Here is a 20,797-nt window from a genome sequence, read left to right as displayed (position 1 = left end):
CGCCCCCACCCCGGCCCCTCGCCGTGCGCCGCCCCCGGAGGACCCCGTGAGCACCGACCAGCTGACAGAGAAGTCCGACGAGCCCGCCGCGCCCTCACCCGTGACCGTCGCCGCCCGCGCGGTCGCCACGGCGGCGCGACGGCTCCCCGTCACGGCGGTGATCGTCGCCGCGCTGCTCGTCACCGGGGTGGTGTTCGAGGCCCTGTGGCGCAGCGCCCGCGACGCCACCTGGTTCCCCGACGTCGCCTACGGCGTGCCCGCGCTGGAGGGCGGCCGCTGGTGGACACTCGTGACCGGGCCCTGGCTCGGGCTCACCCCGCTGCAGCACGTGTCCCTGCTGGTGCTGGTGGCGGCGGGCATCGGGATGGGCGAGTGGCGCCTGGGCCCGGTGCGGACTGCGCTGACCGCGGCCGGCGGGCAGCTCATCGGCGTGCTCGGGGCGGTCGCCGTGATCGTCCCCGGCGACGCGGTGGGCTGGGAGTGGGCCACGGAGCTGTCGGTGGTGCTGGACGTCGGCTGCTCGACCGCGGTGATCGCCGTGCTCGCCGCCGCCACGGCCACCCTTGTCTCGCCCTGGCGACTGCGCGCGCGGGCGCTGCTCTACGGCTATGTGATCGTGTCGTTCCTGTTCGTCGGGAGCCTGGCCGACCTCACCCACCTCGTCGCGTTCGTGGTGTTCCTCGCCGTCGGCGAGCGGTTCTTCTCCGGCACCGAACACGGCCTGCGGCCGCGGACGCGACGGGAGACCCGGCTCGTGGTGTCGGCGGGCATGTGGTTCATCGCCGCGGTCCACGTGGTGGTGTACTTCCTGCCCTCCGACGGCCCCCTCGGACCCACCGAGGCCGAGGACGTGAACCTGGTCGGCATGCTCCTGTCCGTCCTCATCGCCGCGGCCACGGCGGAGCTGCTGCGCCGTGGCTACCGGGCAGCGTGGGGCGTGGCCCTCGCCTATGCCCTGGTCACCGCGGTGGTCACCCTCGTCGTCACGGTCCTGGTCGTCGCCGCGGACTTCGAATCCCTCGGCGCCGTCACCCTCGGTACCGGTCTGCTCTGGGCGGGCGAGGCCGTGTTGCTGGTGGTGGGCCGGGGCGCGTTCGGCGTGCGGGTGCGGCGACGGGTGACCGGGTCGCGCGTGCACTCCGACGACGTGGTGGAGCGCGTCCGTGAGCTCATCCGGCGCCACGGCGGCAGCACGATGTCGTGGATGATCACGTGGCAGCCGATGAACTACTTCTTCGGCGCGGGCACCAGCACCGCGGGACCCGACTCGGCGGGCGTCGTGGGGTACCGGATGCACGTCGGCACCATCATCGCGCTGGCCGACCCGGTCGCCGACCCCGCCGATCGCGACGTGCTCCTTAGTTCGTTCGTCGACTTCGCCGAGGCGCAGGCCGCCGTCCCGTGCCTGTTCTCGGTATCCGGGGAGACGGCCGACCGGATGCGCGCGCACGGGTGGCGGGCGCTGCAGATCGCCGAGGACACCATCATGGATCTTCCCGACCTGGCCTTCGCGGGCAAGAAGTGGCAGAAGATCCGGTCCGCGATGAACAAGGCGGACAAGAGCGGCACCACCTACGTCTCGGGGCTACTGCGCGAGCAACCCGCGGCGGTGCTGGCGCAGGTGCGGGAGATCTCCGAGCAGTGGGTCGGAGACAAGGAACTGCCGGAGATGGGCTTCACGCTCGGCACGGTCGAGGAGGCGCTCGACGACGACGTCCGCATCGCGCTGGCCGTGGACTCCGGCGGGGTGGTCCAGGCGGCGCTGTCCTGGCTGCCGGTCTACCGCGGCGAGCCCGACGGTGGCGTACGCGGCTGGACCCTGGATCTCATGCGCAAGCGCAACGGCCCCGGCGCGAACAACATGGTCGAGTTCCTCATCGCCCGCTCCGCGCTGGAATTCAAGGACGAGGGCGCCGACTACGTCTCGTTGTCCGGTGCGCCGTTAGCGCGAAGTGGCGACGACGACGAGGTGGCCGTCCTCGACCGCGGACTCGATCTGCTGGGTCAGGCACTCGAGCCCTACTACGGGTTCCGGTCGCTCCACCAGTTCAAGTCGAAGTTCAATCCGAGGATCGAGCCCGTCTACCTGTGTTTCCGCGACGAGGCGGACCTGCCGCGGATCGGTGTGGCGATCGGCCGGGCGTACCTGCCGGGAGCGACGACCCGCCAGCTCGCGGCCCTGGCCCGCTCGGGCCCCTCGGAGACCGTCGACGTCTGACGTCCCCGGGCGGGACGCACCGCTTCGCCCCGGACCTCCCGGCAGCCGCTCCCGCGCCTGGCGTCTCGCTCCCGAGCCTGGCGCCTCGCCCACCGGCCCGCCCTGCATCCGCTCCCGTGCCTGGCGTCTCGCTCCCCCGCCTGACCGCCCACCACGCAGCCGCTCCCGCGCCTGGCGTCTCGCGTGCCCCGGCGGGCAGGCGAGAGTTCATCGTGACGGGCGGGAGTAACCGAGGGGCCGTGAGGGCCGCGGTGGGCCGGGGGTCTCCGTCCGGGCTCAGCTCATTCGCCGTGGCGCGCGAGGCGCCGTGCCAGATGCTCGCGCAGGTCCTCGAGGTGCCGTTCCGCGGCGGTCTCGTCGTACATCGACGTGTCCGCCATCGAGTACCCGTGTGGGGCACCTGGGTAAACGTCCTGGTCCAGGGGCACACCGGATTCCCGGGCCAGGGACGCGATGACGTCCATCCCTTCCCGCGGCATCGACGGGTCGTCGTCAGCGTGACGCAGGAGGACGGCGGCCCGGGTGGTCGCGAGACTCAGGTGGGGGCTGTCGCTCTCGTCCGTCGCCAGCCCGCCGCCGTGGAATCCCCCGACGGTGGCGACGCGGTCCGGGTGGTCCCCGCCCGCGCGCAACGCGAGTCGCGCTCCCATGCAGTAGCCGATGACCCCCACGTCGCCGGTGACCCCGGGCAGCGTCAGCAGCGCGTCCAGGTAGGCGGCGGTGTCGGGTCGCGACAGGTCCGAGGTGAGTCCCCCCCTCAGAGGGAATACCTTCGCGATGTAGCCGTCCCGCTCGCCCGGTTCGCGTAGATCGACGGTCGGGGCCAGGTCGTCGACGGTGCCGGAGCGGTAGAAGACGTTCGGCGCGAGGACGACGTAACCCCAGCTCGCGATGCGATCCATCATCGTGCGTATCTGCGGCCTCAGACCGAAGATGTCCGGGAACAGCAGCACGCCCGGCACGTCGTGCTCGGCGGTCTCGGGCCGCGAGACGAACGCCTCCGCGGTGCCGTCCGCCGTGTCGATGGTCAGGTCCACAGTCGAATCCCTTCCGTCGTCACCGACGGTACCTCCGCGATCCGGGCACCACAGCCCGGTCGCGCAGAGCGGGACGGTCGCACCGAGCGGGACGGTCAGCTCCGGGCGGCCAGCACAGCGTCCCTGGCCTCGAGCGCCGTGTCACTGTCCAACGCCAGGGCCGCGAGCTCCCGGCACTGCTCGAGGGTGGCCCCCGCCAGGGCGGCTCCGACGAACGGCAGCGCGGCGGTGGCGACGGAGAGCGAGCTGACTCCGAGCCCCAGCAGGACGCACGCCAGGTTGGGGTCCGCCGCCGCCTCACCGCACACCCCGACCGGGATCGTGCGACCGTCCGGCGATCGGCCCGCGGCCTCGGCAACCGCCCGGATGAGCCGGAGCACGGCGGGTTGCCAGGGGTCGGTGAGGGCTGCCAGGTCGGACGACATCCGGTCGGCGGCCATGACGTATTGCGTGAGGTCGTTGGTGCCGATCGACAGGAAGTCCACGTGCGGGAGGAACCTGTCGACGGCCACCGCGACCGACGGCACCTCGACCATGATCCCGGGCGTCAGGCCGCGCCGACGGCACCGGTCGGCGAAGTCGCGGGCCTCGTCGACGGTGGCGACCATGGGGGCCATGACCCACGGTGAGGACTGCGCCCCGCCCACCCGGCGGCCGGCCGCGGCGAGGGCGTCGAGTTGCCGGTCCAGCAGCCCGGGGTCGATGAGGTCCACGCGGATGCCGCGGACGCCCAGAGCGGGGTTGTCCTCCTCGGTCATGCCCGCGAACGCCAGCGGTTTGTCCGAGCCCGCATCGAGGGTCCTCGTGACGACCCGGCCGTCCGGGAATGCGGCCAGGACCCGGGCGTAGAGGTCGACCTGCTCGTCGTGGGTCGGTTCGGCGGCCCGGTCGAGGAACGCCAGCTCGGTGCGGAACAGGCCGATCCCGCCGGCCGGGCCCGACGCCGCGTTCTCGGCCCCCTCACCGTCCTGGACGTTGGCCAGCAGGCGCACGGCGTGCCCGTCGGCCAGGACGGCGGGGCCGCTCCAGTCTGCGGCGGCGGCCCGGGCGCGCCGGTCCGCCTCGGCCGCCGCTCGGGCCGGGCCCTCCTCGGGATCGACGGTGACCGTGCCCGCGGCGGCGTCCACCAGCACGTCGGCGCCGTCGGCGATCGCGGCGAGTCCCCCGGCGGCGACCATGCACGGGATACCGAGCTGCCGGGCGATGATCGCCGTGTGTGAGGTGGGCCCGCCGTGCTCGCAGACGATCGCCAGCACCATGGCCGGGTCGAGCCCGGCGGTGTCCGCCGGGGCGAGGTCGTCGGCCATGAGCACGCCCGGCGCGCCGAAGTCGGGGACGCCCGGTTCGGGCAGGCCGCGCAGCTCGGCCACGACGCGCGCACAGATGTCGCGGAGGTCGGTGATGCGTTCGGCCTGCCGACCGCCGACACGCGCGAACATCGCGGCGAAGGTCTCCGTGGCCGCCACCGCCGCGGCCTCGACCGCCACGCCCTTCTTCAGTTCCTTGACCACCGCCTTGGCCCAGCCACGGTCCCGGGCGAGGACGGCGTTGGCGGACAGGACCTCTGCACTGACGCCGGTGGCGAGGGCGGCCCGTTGATCCAGTCGGTCGGCCACGGTCCGGGCCGCTGCGACGAAGCGTTCGCGGCCCTTCTCGACCTGCGCCTCGTCCGGCGCACCCGCTGCCTCGGCTCCCGTCGCCGTCCCGGTTCCCGCCGCGCCCGCGGCCCCCGGGTCGACCGCCGCGCCCGCGGCCCCCGGGTCGAGGACATCCTGCCTGACGACCCACCGGGCGGGCCCGTAGGCCAGTCCGGCGACCACGCCGGTGCCGCGGATGACCGTCCCGGACTTCGACTGCTGCGTCATGGGAACTCCTAGCGGACCGGACGCCCTCGTCCGGCTCATCGATCGGTTATGTGACGAGAATAACTAAATCAGCTTGACTTTCCAACCGTATCGGGCAGAATCCAACACAATCGGTCACCACAGCGGAGAGGTCGGAGCCCATGTACGGGAGCGAACGACGGCGACACATCACGGAGGCGCTGGCCGCCTCCGGGCGGGTGACCGTCGCCGAACTCGCGGCCGACCTCGACGTGAGTGCCGAGACGATCCGCCGAGACCTGTCGCTCCTGGAATCCGAGGGGCACCTCGAACGCACCCACGGCGGGGCGGTCCCGGCGGTGCCCGGTGGCCGCGTCGAACGCACCCTGGCCGCGCGGCGGTCGGAGAACGTGGACGCGAAGTCCGCGATCGGCCGGGCTGCGTTGCGGCTGCTCCCGGCCGTGGGGGGCGCGGCCCTGCTCGATGCCGGCTCCACCACGGACCGCCTGGCCGAATCGCTGCCCGCCGACCACGGCCTCACCCTCATCACGAACTCGGTCCCCATCGCCGACGGCCTGCACCGCGCGGCGTCGGAGGACCTGCACGTCCTCGGCGGGACGGTCCGCGGCCTCACGGGGGCGTGCGTGGGTCCGTCGGTGCTCCGGGCGCTGGAGGCGATCCGGGTGGACGTCGCCTTCGTGGGCACGAACGGGCTCCACCCCGAGCGCGGACTCACCACACAGGACCCGGACGAGGCGGCGGTCAAGAACGCCATGTGCCGGGCGGCCCGCCGGGTGGTGGTACTCGCGGACTCGAGCAAGTTCGGGCACGAGTTCCTGGTCTCGTTCGCCCCGCTGGACGGGGTCGACGTCCTGGTCACCGACGCTCCCCCGCCGGGCCCGCTGGCCTCGGCGCTGGACACCCACGGAATCGAGGTCGTGCTGCCATGATCGTCACCCTCACCATGAACCCGTCGGTGGACCGGACCGCGCAACTGCCCGCGCCGCTCACCGTGGGCGGGGTCAACCGCATCGCGGCCGTCGACGACTCCCCGGGCGGGAAGGGCGTCAACGTCGCCCGCGTCCTCACCGGCGGGGGGGTCCGGGCACAGGCGGTGTTCCCGGCCCCGGGGGACGACCCGTTCGTGGCGATGTGCGCCGGGGCAGGCGTCGCGACGTCCGTCGTCCCCGCGCACGGCGCGGTGCGGATCAACCTCACCCTCGCAGACCCCGCCGGAACCACCACCAAGATCAACGCCCCCGGCCCCGAGTTCGACAGCGCCGCGATCGACCGGGCCCGCTCCACGGTCGCCGCCCTCGCCGGTGACGCGGCGTGGGTGGTGCTGTGCGGGTCCCTGCCGCGCGGCGTACCGGACGACTTCTACGCGGACCTGGTCGGTGCGCTCCGCCCCGCGGGGGCCCGCCTCGCCGTCGACACCTCCGACGCACCACTGGCCGCCCTCGCGGCACGCCTGCCCGACGCGGCGCCCGCCCTGGTCAAACCCAACGGCGAGGAGCTCGGGCAGCTGGCCGGCGTCGACGGCTCCGAGCTGGAGCGTCGCGCCGCCGCCGGTGACACGACCCCCGTGGTGGACGCCGCGCGGGCGTTGCGCGCCCGCGGCGTGGGCGCAGCCCTGGTCACCCTGGGCGGTGCCGGTGCCGTCCTGGTCGACGACGACGAGGCGTGGTACGCGAACACCCCACCCGTGCAGGTCAGATCCACGGTCGGGGCCGGAGACTCCGCGCTCGCGGGCTACCTGCTGGCCGAGTCCCGCGGACTCCCGCCGCGGGACCGGCTGGTCTGGGCGGTCAACCACGGCAGTGTCGCCGCCTCGCTGCCCGGTACCGGACTGCCGCTGGGCCTCGACCCGACCACGTTCCGCGCCACCGTGCGGCGGCTCGACTGACCCGCCGCACCAGCGCGTCGCACCCGCGGACCGCGACCTCCCACCCAGCACCCTCGTGACCCAGCACCGTCCCAACCCAGCACCTCTCAAACCAGCACCCTCGGAAGAACACGGAGCACGGCAATGAACCAGCCGATCATCGAGACCGCCGCGGTGCGGCTCGACGCCGACCTCGGCGGCACCAAGCAGGAGGTGATCCGGGCGCTGGCCCGGACCCTCGTCGACGCCGGCCGGGCCGACGATCACGACGCGCTCGTACGCGATCTGTTCGCCCGCGAGGACAAGGCGGCCACCGGCATGAAGGGCGGGATAGCGATCCCGCACTGCAAGTCCGAAGCGGTGTCCGCGCCGAGCCTGGCCTTCGCGCGGCTCGACCCGCCCGTCGACTTTGGCGCCAAGGACGGCCCCGCCGACCTCGTGCTGATGATCGGCGCCCCCGCCGGCGGCGGCAAGGACCACCTGAAGATCCTGGCCACGCTCGCCCGCAATCTCGTGCGGGCCGAGTTCGTGGACTCCCTCCGATCGGCCACCACGCCGGACGAGGCGGTCGCGGTCATCGAGGGCGTGCTCAGGCCGGAGGAGAAGACCTCGTCGTCGTCCTCGACCCCCGGCTCGGCAGCGGGCGCGGCGCCGGCCCGGGTGGTCGCGGTGACCGCCTGCCCCACCGGTATCGCCCACACCTACATGGCCGCCGACTCGCTCGCCCAGGCGGCGGAGGCGCGCGGCGTCGAACTGCACGTGGAGACCCAGGGCTCGGCGGGGGCCACCCCCCTCGACGCGGCGGTGATCGACGCCGCGGACGCGGTCGTGTTCGCCACGGACGTCGGGGTGCGCGACCGGGGCCGGTTCGCCGGCAAACCCGTCGTCGAGTACGGGGTCAAGAAGGCCATCGACGCGCCCGACCAGGTCCTCGACGAGGCGCTGGCCGCGGCCCAGGACCCCCGGGCACGGCGCGTGTCGGCGGACTCCGGCACCGCCGACGGCGGCTCCGGCTCGGGGGGCGGGTCCGGCTCCGACGAGCACTGGGCTCGCGGCCTGCAGCGCGCCGTCATGACCGGCGTGTCGTACATGATCCCGTTCGTCGCCGCCGGCGGGCTGCTGCTCGCACTGGGATTCCTGTTCGCCGGGTACGACGTCGCGTTCGTGTGGGAAGAGCTCGCCACCGGGTTCTCACTCACCGACCTGCCCGGGGAGGTGTGGTACCTCGACGGCGAGATCGTGTCCGCCGGGACCGCCGGGGCCGAGGTCCTCACCCACTCCGGGCTGCGGCTCTACATGGGAGCCGTGCTGTTCGCGATCGGCCAGGCCGCGATGGGCTTCATGATCGCCGTACTGTCGGGCTACATCGCCTACGGACTGGCCGACCGTCCCGGCATCGCCCCGGGCTTCGTCGGCGGCGCCCTGTCGGCGACCCTCGGCGCCGGGTTCATCGGCGCGCTCGTCACCGGCATCCTCGCCGGCTACCTCGTGCGATGGATGACCACCTGGAAGACGCCGCGCTGGCTCGCCGGTCTCATGCCGGTGGTGCTCATCCCGCTCATCGGCTCGCTGGCGATCGGCCTGCTGATGTTCCTGCTGCTCGGCCGTCCGCTGGCCTCGCTGACCTCCGCCATGGAGTCGTGGCTGGGCGGCATGACCGGCTCCTCGGTGATCCTGCTGGGCGTCATCCTGGGTCTGATGATGTGTTTCGACCTGGGCGGGCCGATCAACAAGGCGGCGTACACGTTCGCCACGGCCGGGCTGGTCGCCGACAACCCGGCGACGCTGCGGATCATGGCCGCGGTGATGGCCGCCGGCATGGTTCCGCCGCTCGCGATGGGTCTGGCGACCGTCGTGCGCAAGCGCCTGTTCAGCCCGGTGGAGCAGGAGAACGGCCGCGCCGCGTTCCTGCTGGGCGCCAGCTTCATCACCGAGGGGGCGATCCCGTTCGCCGCCGCCGACCCGCTCCGCGTCATCCCGTCGATGATGGCCGGTGGTGCTGTGACCGGTGCGCTCATCATGGCGTTCTCGGTCGAGTCGTACGCGCCCCACGGCGGGCTGTTCGTGGTGTTCGCCATCAACCCGGTCTGGGGCTACCTCCTGGCGATCCTCGCCGGCACCCTCGTCGCGTGCGCGGCCGTGGTGGTCGCCAAGACCACCCGCCGCGAGCCCACCCCGGCCCCGGCCGCGGCGGCACAGCCGGTCGCGGCCTGAGGCGCGAGCCTGCACGATGACGGGGGAACCCCCGGCCACCCGAATACACAGAGGAGACACCATGCCCAGCACCACCGTCACCGTCGGATCGGCCGAGGGCCTCCACGCCCGCCCCGCGGGGATCATCGCCGAGGCCGCCGAGAAGTACGAGACCGACATCGAGATCGCCTACGACGACGAGGAGGCCGACGCCGCGTCCGCGATGCTCATCATGGCGCTCGGCGCCGAGAAGGGCGCCACGGTGACCGTCAGCGGAGAGGACGCCGACGCGGTGGCCGAGATCGCCGCGCTCATCGAGCAGGATCTCGACGCGGAATGACCGTCCTGGTCGTGGGATCCGGCGGGTATCTCGGCTCGCGCCTGGTACCCGCCCTGCTCGACCGCGGTCACCGCGTCCGGGCCGGCGTCACGGACCCCGGTCGTGCCGCGACGCACCCCTGGTCCGATCGGGTCGAGAAGGTGCGGTGCGACGTCCTCGACCCGGCGAGTCTCGCGGCCGCCCTCGACGGGGTCGACGAGGTGATCTACCTGGTCCACCGGATGGGCGGCGGTGCCGACTTCCGCCGCGAGGACGCCGAGGGCGCGGAGGCGATGCGCCGGGCGATGGCCGCCGCCGGCACGGAGCGGTGTGTCTACGTCTCCGGACTGGCCCCCTCGGGGGATGACCGGCTGCCGCTCTCGCAACACATGGCGTCGCGGCTCGAGGTGGAATCACTGCTCTCGGCCGGGTCCACGCCCGTGTTCACGCTCCGGGCCGGGGTGATCCTGGGCGCGGGCTCGACGAGTTTCGAGGTCCTCCGCACGCTCTGCGAGCTGCTCCCCGTCCAGCCGGTGCCCCGATGGATGCGACACCGGAGGGTCGAGCCCGTCGCCGAGCGGGACGTCGTGGAGGCCCTGTGCCATGCCCTGGACGGTGAGCCCCGGACCGGCCACGCGGACCTCGGCTGCGGGGAGGCCCTGACCTACCCCGCGCTGCTCGCGCGCTACTCCCGCATCGCCGGGCTGCCGACGGTGCGCCTCCCCGTGCCCGGGGTGCCGTGGGACCTCGTCGCCGCCGGACTGGCACCCCTGGTCGATCAGGACGGGGCGACGGTCAGCGCGCTGATCGAGAGCCTGCAACACGACATGGTGGTCGGCGATCCCGCCGCGGGGCTGCTCCCCGGGGACTGGGAGATGACGGGGATCGACGAGGCGATCCGGGTCGCGCTCGCCGACGCCGCCGACTAGGAGGGATGTCCAACGCGGCCACCGCCGATGCGACATCCAACGACCCGCTTAGGTAACCTCGATCACAACTGACACTCGTCAATCCGCGAAAGTCTCGAGATCGAGGCCCGAGACGACCGCCCGAGGAAACAAAGAGGTCGCGCATCATGACGTCGCGTATCGCCACCCCGCCGGTCGCCCCGGGCCGTGAGGCCCTGTTCCGTCCCCTCGAGGTCAGGTCGCTGCGCCTGGCCAATCGCCTCGTCATGTCCCCCATGACCCGCATGGGCTGCCCCGACGGCCTTCCGGACGAGGTCAACCGCAACTACTACGCCGACCGGGCCGCAGGCGGAACGGGACTCGTGGTGACCGAGGGCATCGGCGTCGACCACCCGACCTCAGTCGACCACTCCGCCATCCCCCGGTTGGACTCCCCGGCGTCCGTCGCCGCCTGGCGCGTGGTCACCGACGCCGTCCACGCCGCCGGCGGCCGGATCATCGCCCAGTTGTGGCACGTGGGACCGCTGTGGGGCGCGAACGCCCGCTTCGACCGGGCCCACCGCGACCGGCTGATGGAGATGCACCCCATGCGCCCGTCCGGGCTCTGGGGGACGCCGGGCGTCACCACGTACTCCGAGCGGAGCGTCGCCCGCTGGTCGCCCGAGGTGCCGCCGATGACCGACACCGACATCTCCGAGGTCGTCGACGCGTTCGCCCGCTCCGCGCGCCTGGCGATGGACGCCGGTTTCGACGGCGTGACGCTGCACGGCGGCCACGGGTACCTGCTCGACGCGTTCGTCTGGGCCGACACCAACCGCCGCACCGACGACTGGGGCGGCGACCTGGCCGCACGCAGTCGCTTCCCTGCCGCGGTCGTGTCCGCCGTCCGCGCCGCGATCGGTCCCGACGCGCCGCTGTTCTACCGCTTCTCCCAGCACACCCAGCAGGACTACACGGTCCGCAAGGCGACCACTCCCGACGAACTGGGCGTCTACCTGGGCGCACTCGCCGAGGCCGGGGTCGATCTGCTCGACGCCTCGACCAGGCGGTTCAGCGACGCGGCATTCCCCGACCTGGGAGGTGATGACGGCGAGGTGACCCTGGCCGGATGGGCCCGCAGGCTCACCGGCCTGCCGTCCGGCGCCGTGGGCGGGGTGGGGATCGGGACGTCCCTGCGCGAGCAGAAGTCGGGCAAACCGGCCATCGCCGCGGACAACATCGATGCGGTCGTGGAGTGCATGGAGCGCGGCGAGTTCGACCTCATCTCCGTGGGTCGACTGCACCTGGCGGATCCGTCGATCGCCGAGGTCCTGCGCACGGCCGGGCCACTGCCGGAGTTCGTGCGCGAGGTCCACGAGATGCCGTTGCGCTCCCCCGCCTGACCTGCCGCGCCCCGACCGGGTCCGTGAGCTGCCGCTGCGCGACCGACCCTGGCCGGGCCGCCGAAACGGGACTAGTGGTCCGCATTTGAAGTCTTCTTACGGTTGGCTTTCTTGAGGACTTCGTCGGCGGTTTTCGTCCAGACGAAGGGGTGGGATCGGTGGTTCCAGCCGTCGATGAAGGCGCGGATCTTCGCGTTGAGGTCCTTGACGGATGTAAAGATCCCACGGCGGATGGCCTGGCGTTCGACGATGCCGAACCACACCTCGACCAGGTTCATCCACGACGCGTGGGTGGGTGTGAAGTGGACCTTGAACCGGGGATTTTCGGCCAGCCAGGCCTTGACGTTTGCGTGCTTGTGGGCGGCGTAGTTGTCCATCACCAGGTGCAGCTCAACTGGCTGACCGTCGGCATCGACGACATGACGGTACGCCCGCTCGATCTGCTTCAAAAACGCCAGGAACTCCTGGTTCCGGTGACGCGGTTTGAGTGCGGCGGTGACCTGACCGGTGGCGATGTCCAGCGCCGCGAACAGGGTGCTGGTGCCGTGCCGGACGTAGTCGTGGCTGCGCCGCTCGATCAGGCCGGGCTGCATCGGCAAGATCGGCTGAGTACGATCCAGTGCCTGGATCTGGGACTTCTCATCCACGCACAACACGATCGCGTTCTCCGGCGGCGCCAGGTACAGGCCGCAGATGTCGGTGACTTTGCCGACCAGCTCAGGATCGGTGGAGAACCGGAACGACTCCGAGCGCCACGGCTTGATCCCGTAGGCACGCCACGCCGTGACCACCGTCGAGGCCGAGACCTTCAACCGGGACGCCAGCAGCCGCGACGACCAGTGGGTCACGCCCAGAGACTTCGGCGGCGGCATCAAGGTCGCCGTCACGATCTCCGCGTGATCGATCGTGCGCGGCCGACCAGAACGCTTCTCATCAGCCAGGCCCCCGATGCCCTTGTCCTCGTACCTGGACCGCCAGAGGTTCACCTTCGGCCGCGACGCCCCGGCCAACTCGGCGATCTCCGCATTACGCCGGCCCTCCGAAGCCAGCAGCACGATGCGAGCTCGCTGCACCATGCCTGCCGACATCGACTGCGAGCGCGTCATTCTCTCAAGCTTCTCGCGATCGCCGGGACGCAACATCAATGCCGGGGCAGGTCGATTCGCCATGCCCCATGATTTCACAAACCCAACTGTAAAACTACTTCACACGCACGACACTAGCCTTCGGCCATGACCGTCACCGACGAACTGCTCGAGGCCGCCAAGGCCTACCAGGCCGACTTCGACAAGGGCGACCTGCCCATGCCGCCCGGGCGGAAGATCGCCGTGGTGGCCTGCATGGACGCCCGTCTCAACCCGTACGGCCTGCTGGGCCTGACCGAGGGCGACGCGCACGTCATCCGCAACGCCGGCGGGGTCGTCACCGACGACGTCCTGCGCTCGCTGACGATCAGCCAGCGTCTCCTGGGTACCGAGGAGATCGTCCTGATCCACCACACGGACTGCGGGATGCTCACCTTCCGCGACGACGACCTCAAGGACCGGATCGAGTCCGACACCGGCCTGCGGCCCCGCTGGGCGCCGGAGTCGTTCCCCGAGCCGGAGGCCGACGTGCGCCAGTCGATCGCCCGCGTCGAGTCCGATCCGTTCCTGCTGCACAGCACCGCTGTCCGCGGTTTCGTCTACGACGTCGGCACCGGGGAGTTGCGCGAGGTCGCCCGCGCGTGACGCGGACCTGCTGATGCCCCTTCCCGGGGAAGGGCGATCGCGCTAAGTTGGAGGTTCCTTCATCCCGCGCCGAACTGTCCCGGCGATCCCGCACGGAGCCCCGCAGTGTCCACACACACTCACTCAGCCGAGACCACTCGTTCCGTCAACCCGTTTCGGGTCGCCCTGCTAGTCGGCGGCCTCATAGCCGTGGGCTTCGGCGTCGCTGTCCTCTTCTGGCCCGCGAAGACGGCAGTTGCCGTGACCGGGGTGCTGGCCGTCTACGCGATCGCGGCCGGCGTCGTCTACATCGCCGTGGCGGCCGTCGCCAGGTGGCAGAGCACGGGTAGCAGGATCGGCCACGCCCTCCTCGGAGTGCTGTTCATCCTCGCCGGCGCCTATGCGTTCGCCTCTCTCCAGGAGTCGGCGGCATTCCTCGCTCTCTTCGTCACGGTCATGATCGGCGTGATGTGGATCGTCGAGGGTTTCACCGCTTTGTTCACCCTCGGCGAGTCTGGGTCGAGCGCGGTGACGGTCATCTTCGCGATCATCTCCGTCCTCGCCGGGTTCGCGCTGCTCAGCACCCCGGTGTGGGGCGCGGGGTTCCTCTGGTGGCTCTTCGCGATCTCTCTCGTCGTCCTCGGCGTACTCAACGTGGCCCGCGCTTTCCCGCTTAGGGGCTGACGGCCGGACCACCCAAACCCGCCTCCCCGCACGCGGGCACCCCGGGAGATGTTCCAGAGACCGGTAGCGCACCGGTCGAGCCCAGTGCGGATCGCTGTTAACCTCGGCCCCGGCGCACCGGTTGTGACCCGGATCGCCTCATCACCCCCACGAAAGGACTCCCCTGCAATGGGTTCAGACGCTCTCGGTTCCCTCGGTTCTCTCGCGGCGGGCTCCCTCGCCGCCCCGCTCCTTGGTTCGCTCGGTCTCGGCTCCCTTCTCCAGGGGGCCGGCAGTGACGTCGGCAGCGCGACCGACTCTCTGACCGGGCTGTTGCCCACGGACCTCCTCGGCGGCCTCTCCTGACCCGGACGGGATACACGCAAGACCCCGGGACGCAGTTCTTCGTCCCGGGGTCTTCTGTAGCGCGCGCCGGAGATCGGCGTCACGACGGCGTCAGGTGTGTGCGCCCTCGGCCTGCTGCTCGTCGGAGTACATGGACGTCTTGCTGGTCTCGGGGGCGAGGATCAGCGAGATGATGGTGAGCACGCTCAGGCCGACCAGGTAGTAGCCGACGTAGGCGACCGAGTAGTTCTGCACCAGCCACACCGCGACGAACGGGGTCAGCGCCGCGCCCAGGATCGCGGAGAAGTTGTACGACACTCCCGAGCCCGTGTAGCGGGTGTGGGTGGGGAACAACTCGGGCAGCACCGCGGACATCGGCCCGAACGTCAGCCCCATGAGGGTCATGCCGACGCACAGGAAGAGCAGCATCCGGACCACGTCGAGGTTCTCGCCCGTACCCATCGCGTCCGGGTCGAGCCACCAGCCGAAGCTCAGGCCGAACAGGATGATGGCGGCGGTGACGCCGATGAGCATCCGACGGCGGCCCAGCCTGTCGGCCAGCAGGCCGGCCACCGGGACGAACGCGGCGAACAGGACGATCGCGATCACCTGGATGATGAGGAACGACCGGTACCCGTATCCGAGCCCGCCGGCGTCCGCGCCGCCGATCGCGAACGACAGGATCCACGTGGTCATCAGGTAGAACAGGCCGTACGTGGCCAGCATGATGAACGTGCCGAGGATGATCTCCCACCAGTTCCTGCGGAACACCTCCGAGACCGGGGTCTTGACCCGCTCGTTGTTGGCGATCGCCCGGGCGAAGACCGGCGTCTCCTCGATGCGGAGCCGTACGTAGAGGCCGACGGCGACCATCACGATCGACAACAGGAAGGGCAGACGCCAGCCCCACACCAGGAACGGGTCGCCCAGTTCCGCGGCGGTGGAATCGTACGAGAACCAGATCGTGAGCAGCAGGAAGATGCCGTTGGCGAGGATGAAGCCGAACGGCGCGCCGAGCTGCGGCCACATGGCGGCGAACGCGCGCTTGCCCGGTTGCGCCGTCTCGGAGGCCAGGAGCGCCGCGCCCGACCACTCGCCGCCCAGGCCGATGCCCTGGAAGAAGCGCAGGATCGTCAGCATCGCCGGGGCCCAGAGACCGATCTGGTGGATCGTCGGCAGCAGGCCGATGAGGAACGTCGCGATACCCATGGTCAGCAGCGCGCCGACGAGGGTGACCTTCCGGCCGAGACGGTCCCCGTAGTGACCGAAGACGATGGACCCGAGCGGCCGCGCGATGAACGCCGTACCGAAGGTGGCCATCGAGGCCAGCAGAGCGGTGCCGGAGTCACCGCCTGCGAAGAACAGCAGCGGGAAGACCGACACCGCGGCCGTCGCGAAGATGTAGAAGTCGTAGAACTCGATCGTGGTCCCGATGAGCGAGGCGAGGATGATCCGGCGCCGGGGCACCGGCTCGGCCGAGATCGTCTCGGGGACCGCGGTACCCGTCCCGTGGGGCCCTGTGGACCCGTCCGGCGTTGCCATGTTCCTCCTAGGGCGTCTGAACGGCGCATCTACTGTCGACCACCGACCGTCGACCGCGACAAGCGTAGGCGGCCAAGTGATGTGGGTCACCCTGACCGGTGGTGGCTGTGCACGTGGCACAGATCAGCCCGTCGATTTTCGCGATCGTTGCGCACGGTGTCCAATCCCTCCCCCGCCGCCGGGGCGTGCGGGGGTGGTGCGGGTGATGCGGCGTGCTGGCGAGGCGGCGCGCAGGGGTGGCGCTGGTGATGCCGTGCGCCGGGTCAGCGTGTCCGGTAGTGCGAGTAGGCGGTCCCGCCGGCGAAGACGCGGTGGGCGGCGAGCTCCAGGTCCAGCGTCGTGTCCGGGGGCAGCGCACGCAGGCCGCCGCCGACGACCCTGGGGACGACGAACAGCCGGAGATCCGAGACCAGCCCCGCACGGATCGCTGCGCCGGCCGTGGTGGGTCCGAAGATCTCGACCTCGCCCGGCGCTTCATCGACGATGCGGCGCAGAGTGTCCAGGTCGAGTCGCGGGACGAGGCGATCACGATCGGACACGAGGTCGTTCGCGGTCAGTCTCGAGGACACCACGGTGCGCGGTATCGCCTTCCACCGCTCCGCGAACTCGTGCTCGTCGGGGCTCCACGAGTCGTCCTCCGGTGGGGACAGCCAGTACTCCATCAGCTTGTACGTCCGCCGGCCGAGCACCTCGTGGACGACGGGCCCCAGGCGTTCCACGTGGAACCGGAACACCTCGCCGCTCGGGGCGGACCAGTTGAAGTCGCCACTCGCATCCGCGGCGTACCCGTCGACCGAGACGGTCGCGGTGTAGGTCAGCGTGCCCATGGCCGTCCTCCAGCCCTTGTCCGTGATGTGGGCGGTCGTGATGAGGGCAGTGTAGTGCCGTGCGCAGGTTCCAGACTGAGCGTTTCCCGCGATTCGGTGTCCGGCGCCCGCGGCGGCGTCGGGTCAGTCGGACACCGCGCGGTCGGCGTCCCGACGCTCCCGCTCCTGCGCCTCGGCGATGGCCTGACGTGCGTAGACCCACCGGGCGGTGGAGTTCAGGTGCGAGCGGTGGTCACCGATGTGCAGCCCCCAGGACAGCAGGGTGATGACGCGGTTCCGGAAGCCGATGAGGAAGGCCAGGTGCACCACCAGCCACAGAACCCAGGCGAGGAAGCCGTGGAGCTCGAGCGGCCCGATCTTGGCCACCGCGCTGTAGCGCGACACCGTCGCCATCGACCCCTTGTCGAAGTACTTGAACGGCGGGCGCTCGGACGGGGACCGTCCCCCCTCGACCTCGCGGACGATCTGCTTGGCGACGTACTTGCCGCCCTGGATGGCGACGGGGGAGACACCCGGCAGGTTGTCGAGGTTGATCATGTCGCCGATCACGAAGATCTCCGGGTGCCCGGGCAACGAGAGATCCGGGTTCACCAGGACCCGGCCCGCCCGGTCCACCTCGGCGCTGGTCTGGTCGGCGAGCATCTGGCCCAGTGGGCTCGCCTGGACCCCGGCCGACCAGATCTTGCAGGTCGAGTCGATCCGGCGGAGCGATCCGTCGGGGTCCTTGACCTCGATTCCGCTGTAGTCCACATCGGTCACCATGGCGTTGAGCTGGATCTCCACACCCAGTTCCTCCAGCCGCCTGCGGGCCGCGTTGCCGAGCTTCGGTCCGAAGGGCGGCAGGACGGCGGGGGCGGCGTCGATGAGGATGATGCGGGCCCGGCCCGGGTCGATCCGGCGGAAGCTGTTCTTCAGGGTCCGCTGCGCCAGCTCCGCGATCTGTCCGGCCATCTCCACGCCCGTGGGACCGGCGCCGACCACCACGAATGTCAGGAGGCGACGACGTTCCGCGTCGTCCTCGGTCACCTCGGCCTGTTCGAAGCAGCCCATGATCCTGCTCCGCAGTTCCAGGGCGTCATCGATGGACTTCATGCCGGGAGCCCAGCGCTCGAAGTGGTCGTTCCCGAAGTAGGACTGGTTCGCGCCGGCGGCGACGATGAGGCTGTCGTACTCGAGCTCGAAGTCCACGTGCCCGGCGGCCGCGTGGACGGTCCGCGCGGCCACGTCGATCCGGTCCACCTCACCCAGGGCGACGGTGGCGTTCTCCTGGTCGCGGAGGACCAATCGGATGGCGGGTGCGATCTCCCCGACCGACAGGATCCCGGTCGCCACCTGGTACAGCAGGGGCTGGAAGAGATGGTGGCCGGTCCTGGCGACCAGGGTGACGTCCACGTCCGCCTTGTCGAGGGCGCGGGCGGCGGCGAGGCCTCCGAAACCCGACCCGATGATGACGACGCGGTGGCGACGATCCGCCGGGGCCTGAGCACCCGTCACCGGATGAGAGTTCATGGTCATGGCGCCTCCTCGACCCACTACTGTCCGGGTTCCGAGCCCCGCGGGGCCCACTCCCGCCGATCCTAGACCGCCCGACCGGGCCGGGGTCCCGAGCAGCCGAACCGTGCCGGACCGGAGTCAGACCCGAACCTGCGCAGGAAGCACAGCAGCAGCGCGATCACGACGGAGGCCGCGAGCACGAACTGGCCGCCGAGGTAGCTCGCGGTCTCCGCCGCGGCCGTGAGCCAGGGCGTCGTCGCCCCGTGCACCCACATCATCACCGGCCGGTCCAGGGAGACGGTCTCATCATCGGAGACGGCGAACGCCAGCCCGGCGAAGACCGCCAGGAGGGCCAGCAGGAACCCGGCGCCCGCCGCCGGTGCCCTCCACCGGGACGCCCCGGTGGAGGGCCGGGTGTCGCCGTCGTCGATGGTCATCGCCCCAGCGTAGGGACGCGGACCGGGAAAATCAGGAAAAACTACTGCCGGGCGCCGCGGTGGTGATCGCTCCGTCGACCAGGTGGACCTGCGCGTCGCACCGGGCCGCCATCGTGGCGTCGTGTGTGACGAGCATCAGCGCCACGTCGAGCTCACGCGCGGTATCGAGCAGGAGGTCCATGACGACCCGACCGGACACGGAGTCCAGCGCACTCGTGGGTTCGTCGGCGAGCAGGAGCGACGGCCCGTTCATCAGGGCGCGCGCCACGGCCACCCGCTGCCGCTGCCCGCCGGACAGCGCCCCGACCGACCGGTCCGCGGCATCACCCAGGCCCACCACGCCGAGCAGCTCGTCGGCGCGCTCGCGGGCGTGGAGCCGTCGGGCGCGGGACGGCCGCGACCCCAGCCACACCATGGCCTCGAGCTGTTCCCGGGCCGTGAGTGACTCGATGAGGTTGGCCTGTTGGAACACGATGCCGATCTCGCGTCGGCGCAGCTCGGCCCCCCGGCGCGCGTCCACCGCGGCCAGGTCCACCGCCCCGTCCCCGGTCTCCAGCCACACGTGCCCGGAGTCCGGTCGGGCGAGTGTCGCCGCGACGGCGAGCAGGCTCGACTTCCCCGATCCCGAGGGCCCGGTCACCGCGAGGCTGCGGCCCCGCCCGATCGAGAGCGAGACGTCGTCGACGGCGGTGACCGTGCCGTGGCCGTCGGGGAAGGTCAGGACGACGTTCTCCATCTGCAGTGCGGTGGGGACGGGCGCGGTGGTCACGGGGGCATCGTGGAGGGCGGTACGGGTCAGGTCGGTACGGGGCATGGCGGTTCTCCTGGTGGTGGGTCGCGGTGAGGACGCCGGGGTCGACGACGACGACGAGGTGAAGCAGGTGCCGGACTCGGAGCCGTTCATCGGGCCGCCCCCAGTGCCGAGTTGGGGTCGGCGGTCAGCACGGGCCGCAGCGAGACGGCGGCGCCCGCGAGGCCGAGCACGGCGAGCAGCGCGGCCGGCACGAGGGTGGTCGCGGCCGAGACGACGAACGGCACGGTGCCGCCGACGGCCAGGCCGACCAGGGCGGCGATGCCGACCCCGCCCACGACGCCCACAGCCAGGACGACCGCGGCCTGGCCGACCGAGTCGCGGACGACCGCCGCGGTGGACGCCCCGAGCGCCTTGAGCACGGCGACGTCACGACGGCGCTGCATCCCCCAGACGGCGAAGAACGCGCCCACGACCAGAGCGGTGACGGCGAGGAGCATGGTGGTCATCGTGCTCAGCGAGGTGTTCTCGGCCCGGTGCGAGGGCAGCGCTCCGACGAGTCCGTCGGAGTCGACCAGCGTGAGGCCGGCCTCGTCGGCGACGGCATTCGGGTCGGCGCCCGCCGCCACGGCCACGGTGGTGGCCGCCCCGCCGCGCGGAGCGAGCGAGTGCCAGGTGTCGAGGTCGGTGACGACGACCGGGGTGTGCGAATGCCAGAGATCACCGGTGTGTCCGGCGACCGCCAACGCGCTGCCCCCGAGGCTGATCACGCCGACGTCGGAGCCCACCTCGTCGTCGACACCGTCGGAGACCAGGACCTCCCCCGGCGCCGGTGGCGCCACCGATCCCACCTCGTCGGCCAGTCCCACGGCGACGACGGAGACGCCGGTTTCGGTGCCGTCGTCCAGGGTGATCCGGGCGAGTCCCACCGGGACGGCCGACGGGTCCCCGGCGGCCACGGCGGCCACCTGGTCGGCGGTGAGTGCGGCGCGGTCGAGGTCGACGGCGCCGGAGTCGTCGGCGGGGAGGACGAAGCCGGAGCCGTCCGCGCCGAGCGCCCGGAGCGCGGACACGCTCTGGTGCGCCAGCCCGGCGGTCAGGCCGAGCAGGCCCGCCACCAGGACGGACAGCATCAGTACGACGCCCGTGATGAGGGCGAAGCGCCACCGCGCCGTGCGGAGCTCGCGGAGTGCGAAGAACATGGGGTCCCTTTCGTGGGGTCTACCTGTCGTGGAGGTCTGCCTCCAGGCTCGTCCCGCCGACG

Annotated in this window: 19 protein-coding genes; 10 read left to right on the top strand and 9 right to left on the bottom strand. The window is 71.6% G+C overall.

Annotation, left to right across the window (positions count from 1 at the left end; translation table 11 throughout):
• The first annotated feature begins 46 nt into the window (after window positions 1-46).
• Window positions 47-2,218 (top strand): bifunctional lysylphosphatidylglycerol flippase/synthetase MprF, encoded by a 2,172-nt coding sequence (locus CK206_RS11645; protein WP_096906499.1) that lies wholly within the window; start codon window positions 47-49, stop codon window positions 2,216-2,218.
• Window positions 2,219-2,499: 281 nt separating this feature from the next.
• On the opposite strand, the gene CK206_RS11640 is transcribed toward CK206_RS11645, so the two are convergent.
• Entirely contained in the window at window positions 2,500-3,255 is a 756-nt protein-coding gene (locus CK206_RS11640) for a dienelactone hydrolase family protein (RefSeq protein ID WP_173674789.1), read from the bottom strand.
• A gap of 95 nt (window positions 3,256-3,350) precedes the next feature.
• On the bottom strand, window positions 3,351-5,120 hold the full coding sequence (locus CK206_RS11635; RefSeq protein ID WP_096906497.1) for a phosphoenolpyruvate--protein phosphotransferase: 1,770 nt from the start codon (window positions 5,118-5,120) through the stop codon (window positions 3,351-3,353).
• A 140-nt stretch (window positions 5,121-5,260) separates the two neighbouring features.
• Between CK206_RS11635 and CK206_RS11630 the strand changes: the two genes are divergently transcribed.
• The 6 genes from CK206_RS11630 to CK206_RS11605 all read left to right on the top strand — a co-directional run bounded on the left by CK206_RS11630 (window position 5,261) and on the right by CK206_RS11605 (window position 11,765).
• Window positions 5,261-6,028 (top strand): DeoR/GlpR family DNA-binding transcription regulator, encoded by a 768-nt coding sequence (locus CK206_RS11630; RefSeq protein ID WP_096906496.1) that lies wholly within the window; start codon window positions 5,261-5,263, stop codon window positions 6,026-6,028.
• Window positions 6,025-6,984, top strand: a complete 960-nt coding sequence (locus CK206_RS11625) for a 1-phosphofructokinase family hexose kinase (RefSeq protein ID WP_096906495.1) — start codon at window positions 6,025-6,027, stop codon at window positions 6,982-6,984. Before CK206_RS11630 ends, CK206_RS11625 begins: the two co-directional genes overlap by 4 nt.
• A gap of 123 nt (window positions 6,985-7,107) precedes the next feature.
• The gene (locus CK206_RS11620) at window positions 7,108-9,177 is read left to right on the top strand and encodes a fructose-specific PTS transporter subunit EIIC (RefSeq protein ID WP_096906494.1); all 2,070 of its coding nucleotides are present in this window, start codon (window positions 7,108-7,110) and stop codon (window positions 9,175-9,177) included.
• 61 nt (window positions 9,178-9,238) lie between these two features.
• Entirely contained in the window at window positions 9,239-9,496 is a 258-nt protein-coding gene (locus tag CK206_RS11615) for an HPr family phosphocarrier protein (protein WP_096906493.1), read from the top strand.
• On the top strand, window positions 9,493-10,404 hold the full coding sequence (locus CK206_RS11610; RefSeq protein ID WP_096906492.1) for an NAD(P)H-binding protein: 912 nt from the start codon (window positions 9,493-9,495) through the stop codon (window positions 10,402-10,404). The genes CK206_RS11615 and CK206_RS11610 overlap by 4 nt, the downstream gene beginning before the upstream one ends.
• A gap of 146 nt (window positions 10,405-10,550) precedes the next feature.
• Window positions 10,551-11,765, top strand: a complete 1,215-nt coding sequence (locus CK206_RS11605; protein WP_096906491.1) for a 12-oxophytodienoate reductase — start codon at window positions 10,551-10,553, stop codon at window positions 11,763-11,765.
• 71 nt (window positions 11,766-11,836) lie between these two features.
• Here the strand turns inward: CK206_RS11605 and CK206_RS11600 are convergent, their stop codons facing one another.
• A complete protein-coding gene (locus CK206_RS11600; protein ID WP_081470573.1) occupies window positions 11,837-12,934 on the bottom strand; it encodes an IS630 family transposase in 1,098 nt (365 codons plus the stop codon).
• Window positions 12,935-12,997: 63 nt separating this feature from the next.
• Between CK206_RS11600 and CK206_RS11595 the strand changes: the two genes are divergently transcribed.
• The 3 genes from CK206_RS11595 (at window position 12,998) to CK206_RS20025 (ending at window position 14,503) form a co-directional block, all read left to right on the top strand.
• Window positions 12,998-13,495 (top strand): carbonic anhydrase, encoded by a 498-nt coding sequence (locus CK206_RS11595; protein ID WP_069388391.1) that lies wholly within the window; start codon window positions 12,998-13,000, stop codon window positions 13,493-13,495.
• A 105-nt stretch (window positions 13,496-13,600) separates the two neighbouring features.
• Window positions 13,601-14,158 carry an HdeD family acid-resistance protein gene (locus tag CK206_RS11590; RefSeq protein ID WP_067713092.1) on the top strand — a complete coding sequence of 186 codons (558 nt, stop codon included), beginning with the start codon at window positions 13,601-13,603 and terminating at the stop codon, window positions 14,156-14,158.
• A gap of 168 nt (window positions 14,159-14,326) precedes the next feature.
• Complete coding sequence (locus CK206_RS20025; RefSeq protein WP_172812101.1) at window positions 14,327-14,503, top strand: hypothetical protein; 177 nt, start codon at window positions 14,327-14,329, stop codon at window positions 14,501-14,503.
• A 90-nt stretch (window positions 14,504-14,593) separates the two neighbouring features.
• On the opposite strand, the gene CK206_RS11585 is transcribed toward CK206_RS20025, so the two are convergent.
• From CK206_RS11585 to CK206_RS11560, 6 genes are all read right to left on the bottom strand, one after another.
• Complete coding sequence (locus tag CK206_RS11585; protein ID WP_096906490.1) at window positions 14,594-16,024, bottom strand: MFS transporter; 1,431 nt, start codon at window positions 16,022-16,024, stop codon at window positions 14,594-14,596.
• A gap of 263 nt (window positions 16,025-16,287) precedes the next feature.
• The gene (locus tag CK206_RS11580; protein WP_067713098.1) at window positions 16,288-16,851 is read right to left on the bottom strand and encodes a dihydrofolate reductase family protein; all 564 of its coding nucleotides are present in this window, start codon (window positions 16,849-16,851) and stop codon (window positions 16,288-16,290) included.
• Window positions 16,852-16,974: 123 nt separating this feature from the next.
• Entirely contained in the window at window positions 16,975-18,366 is a 1,392-nt protein-coding gene (locus CK206_RS11575; RefSeq protein ID WP_096906489.1) for an NAD(P)/FAD-dependent oxidoreductase, read from the bottom strand.
• 62 nt (window positions 18,367-18,428) lie between these two features.
• Complete coding sequence (locus CK206_RS11570; protein WP_096906488.1) at window positions 18,429-18,782, bottom strand: hypothetical protein; 354 nt, start codon at window positions 18,780-18,782, stop codon at window positions 18,429-18,431.
• Between the two features lie 31 nt (window positions 18,783-18,813).
• Entirely contained in the window at window positions 18,814-19,518 is a 705-nt protein-coding gene (locus tag CK206_RS11565; RefSeq protein WP_254050693.1) for an ABC transporter ATP-binding protein, read from the bottom strand.
• A gap of 164 nt (window positions 19,519-19,682) precedes the next feature.
• Window positions 19,683-20,735: an FtsX-like permease family protein gene (locus CK206_RS11560; RefSeq protein WP_096906486.1), complete on the bottom strand. Its 1,053-nt coding sequence runs from the start codon at window positions 20,733-20,735 to the stop codon at window positions 19,683-19,685.
• Window positions 20,736-20,797: the final 62 nt, after the last annotated feature.

The organism is Dietzia sp. WMMA184, assembly GCF_002441635.1.
GTDB lineage: Bacteria > Actinomycetota > Actinomycetes > Mycobacteriales > Mycobacteriaceae > Dietzia > Dietzia kunjamensis.
Note: the sequence above shows the minus strand (reverse complement) of the source record. Positions and strands in the feature narration are given on the sequence as shown.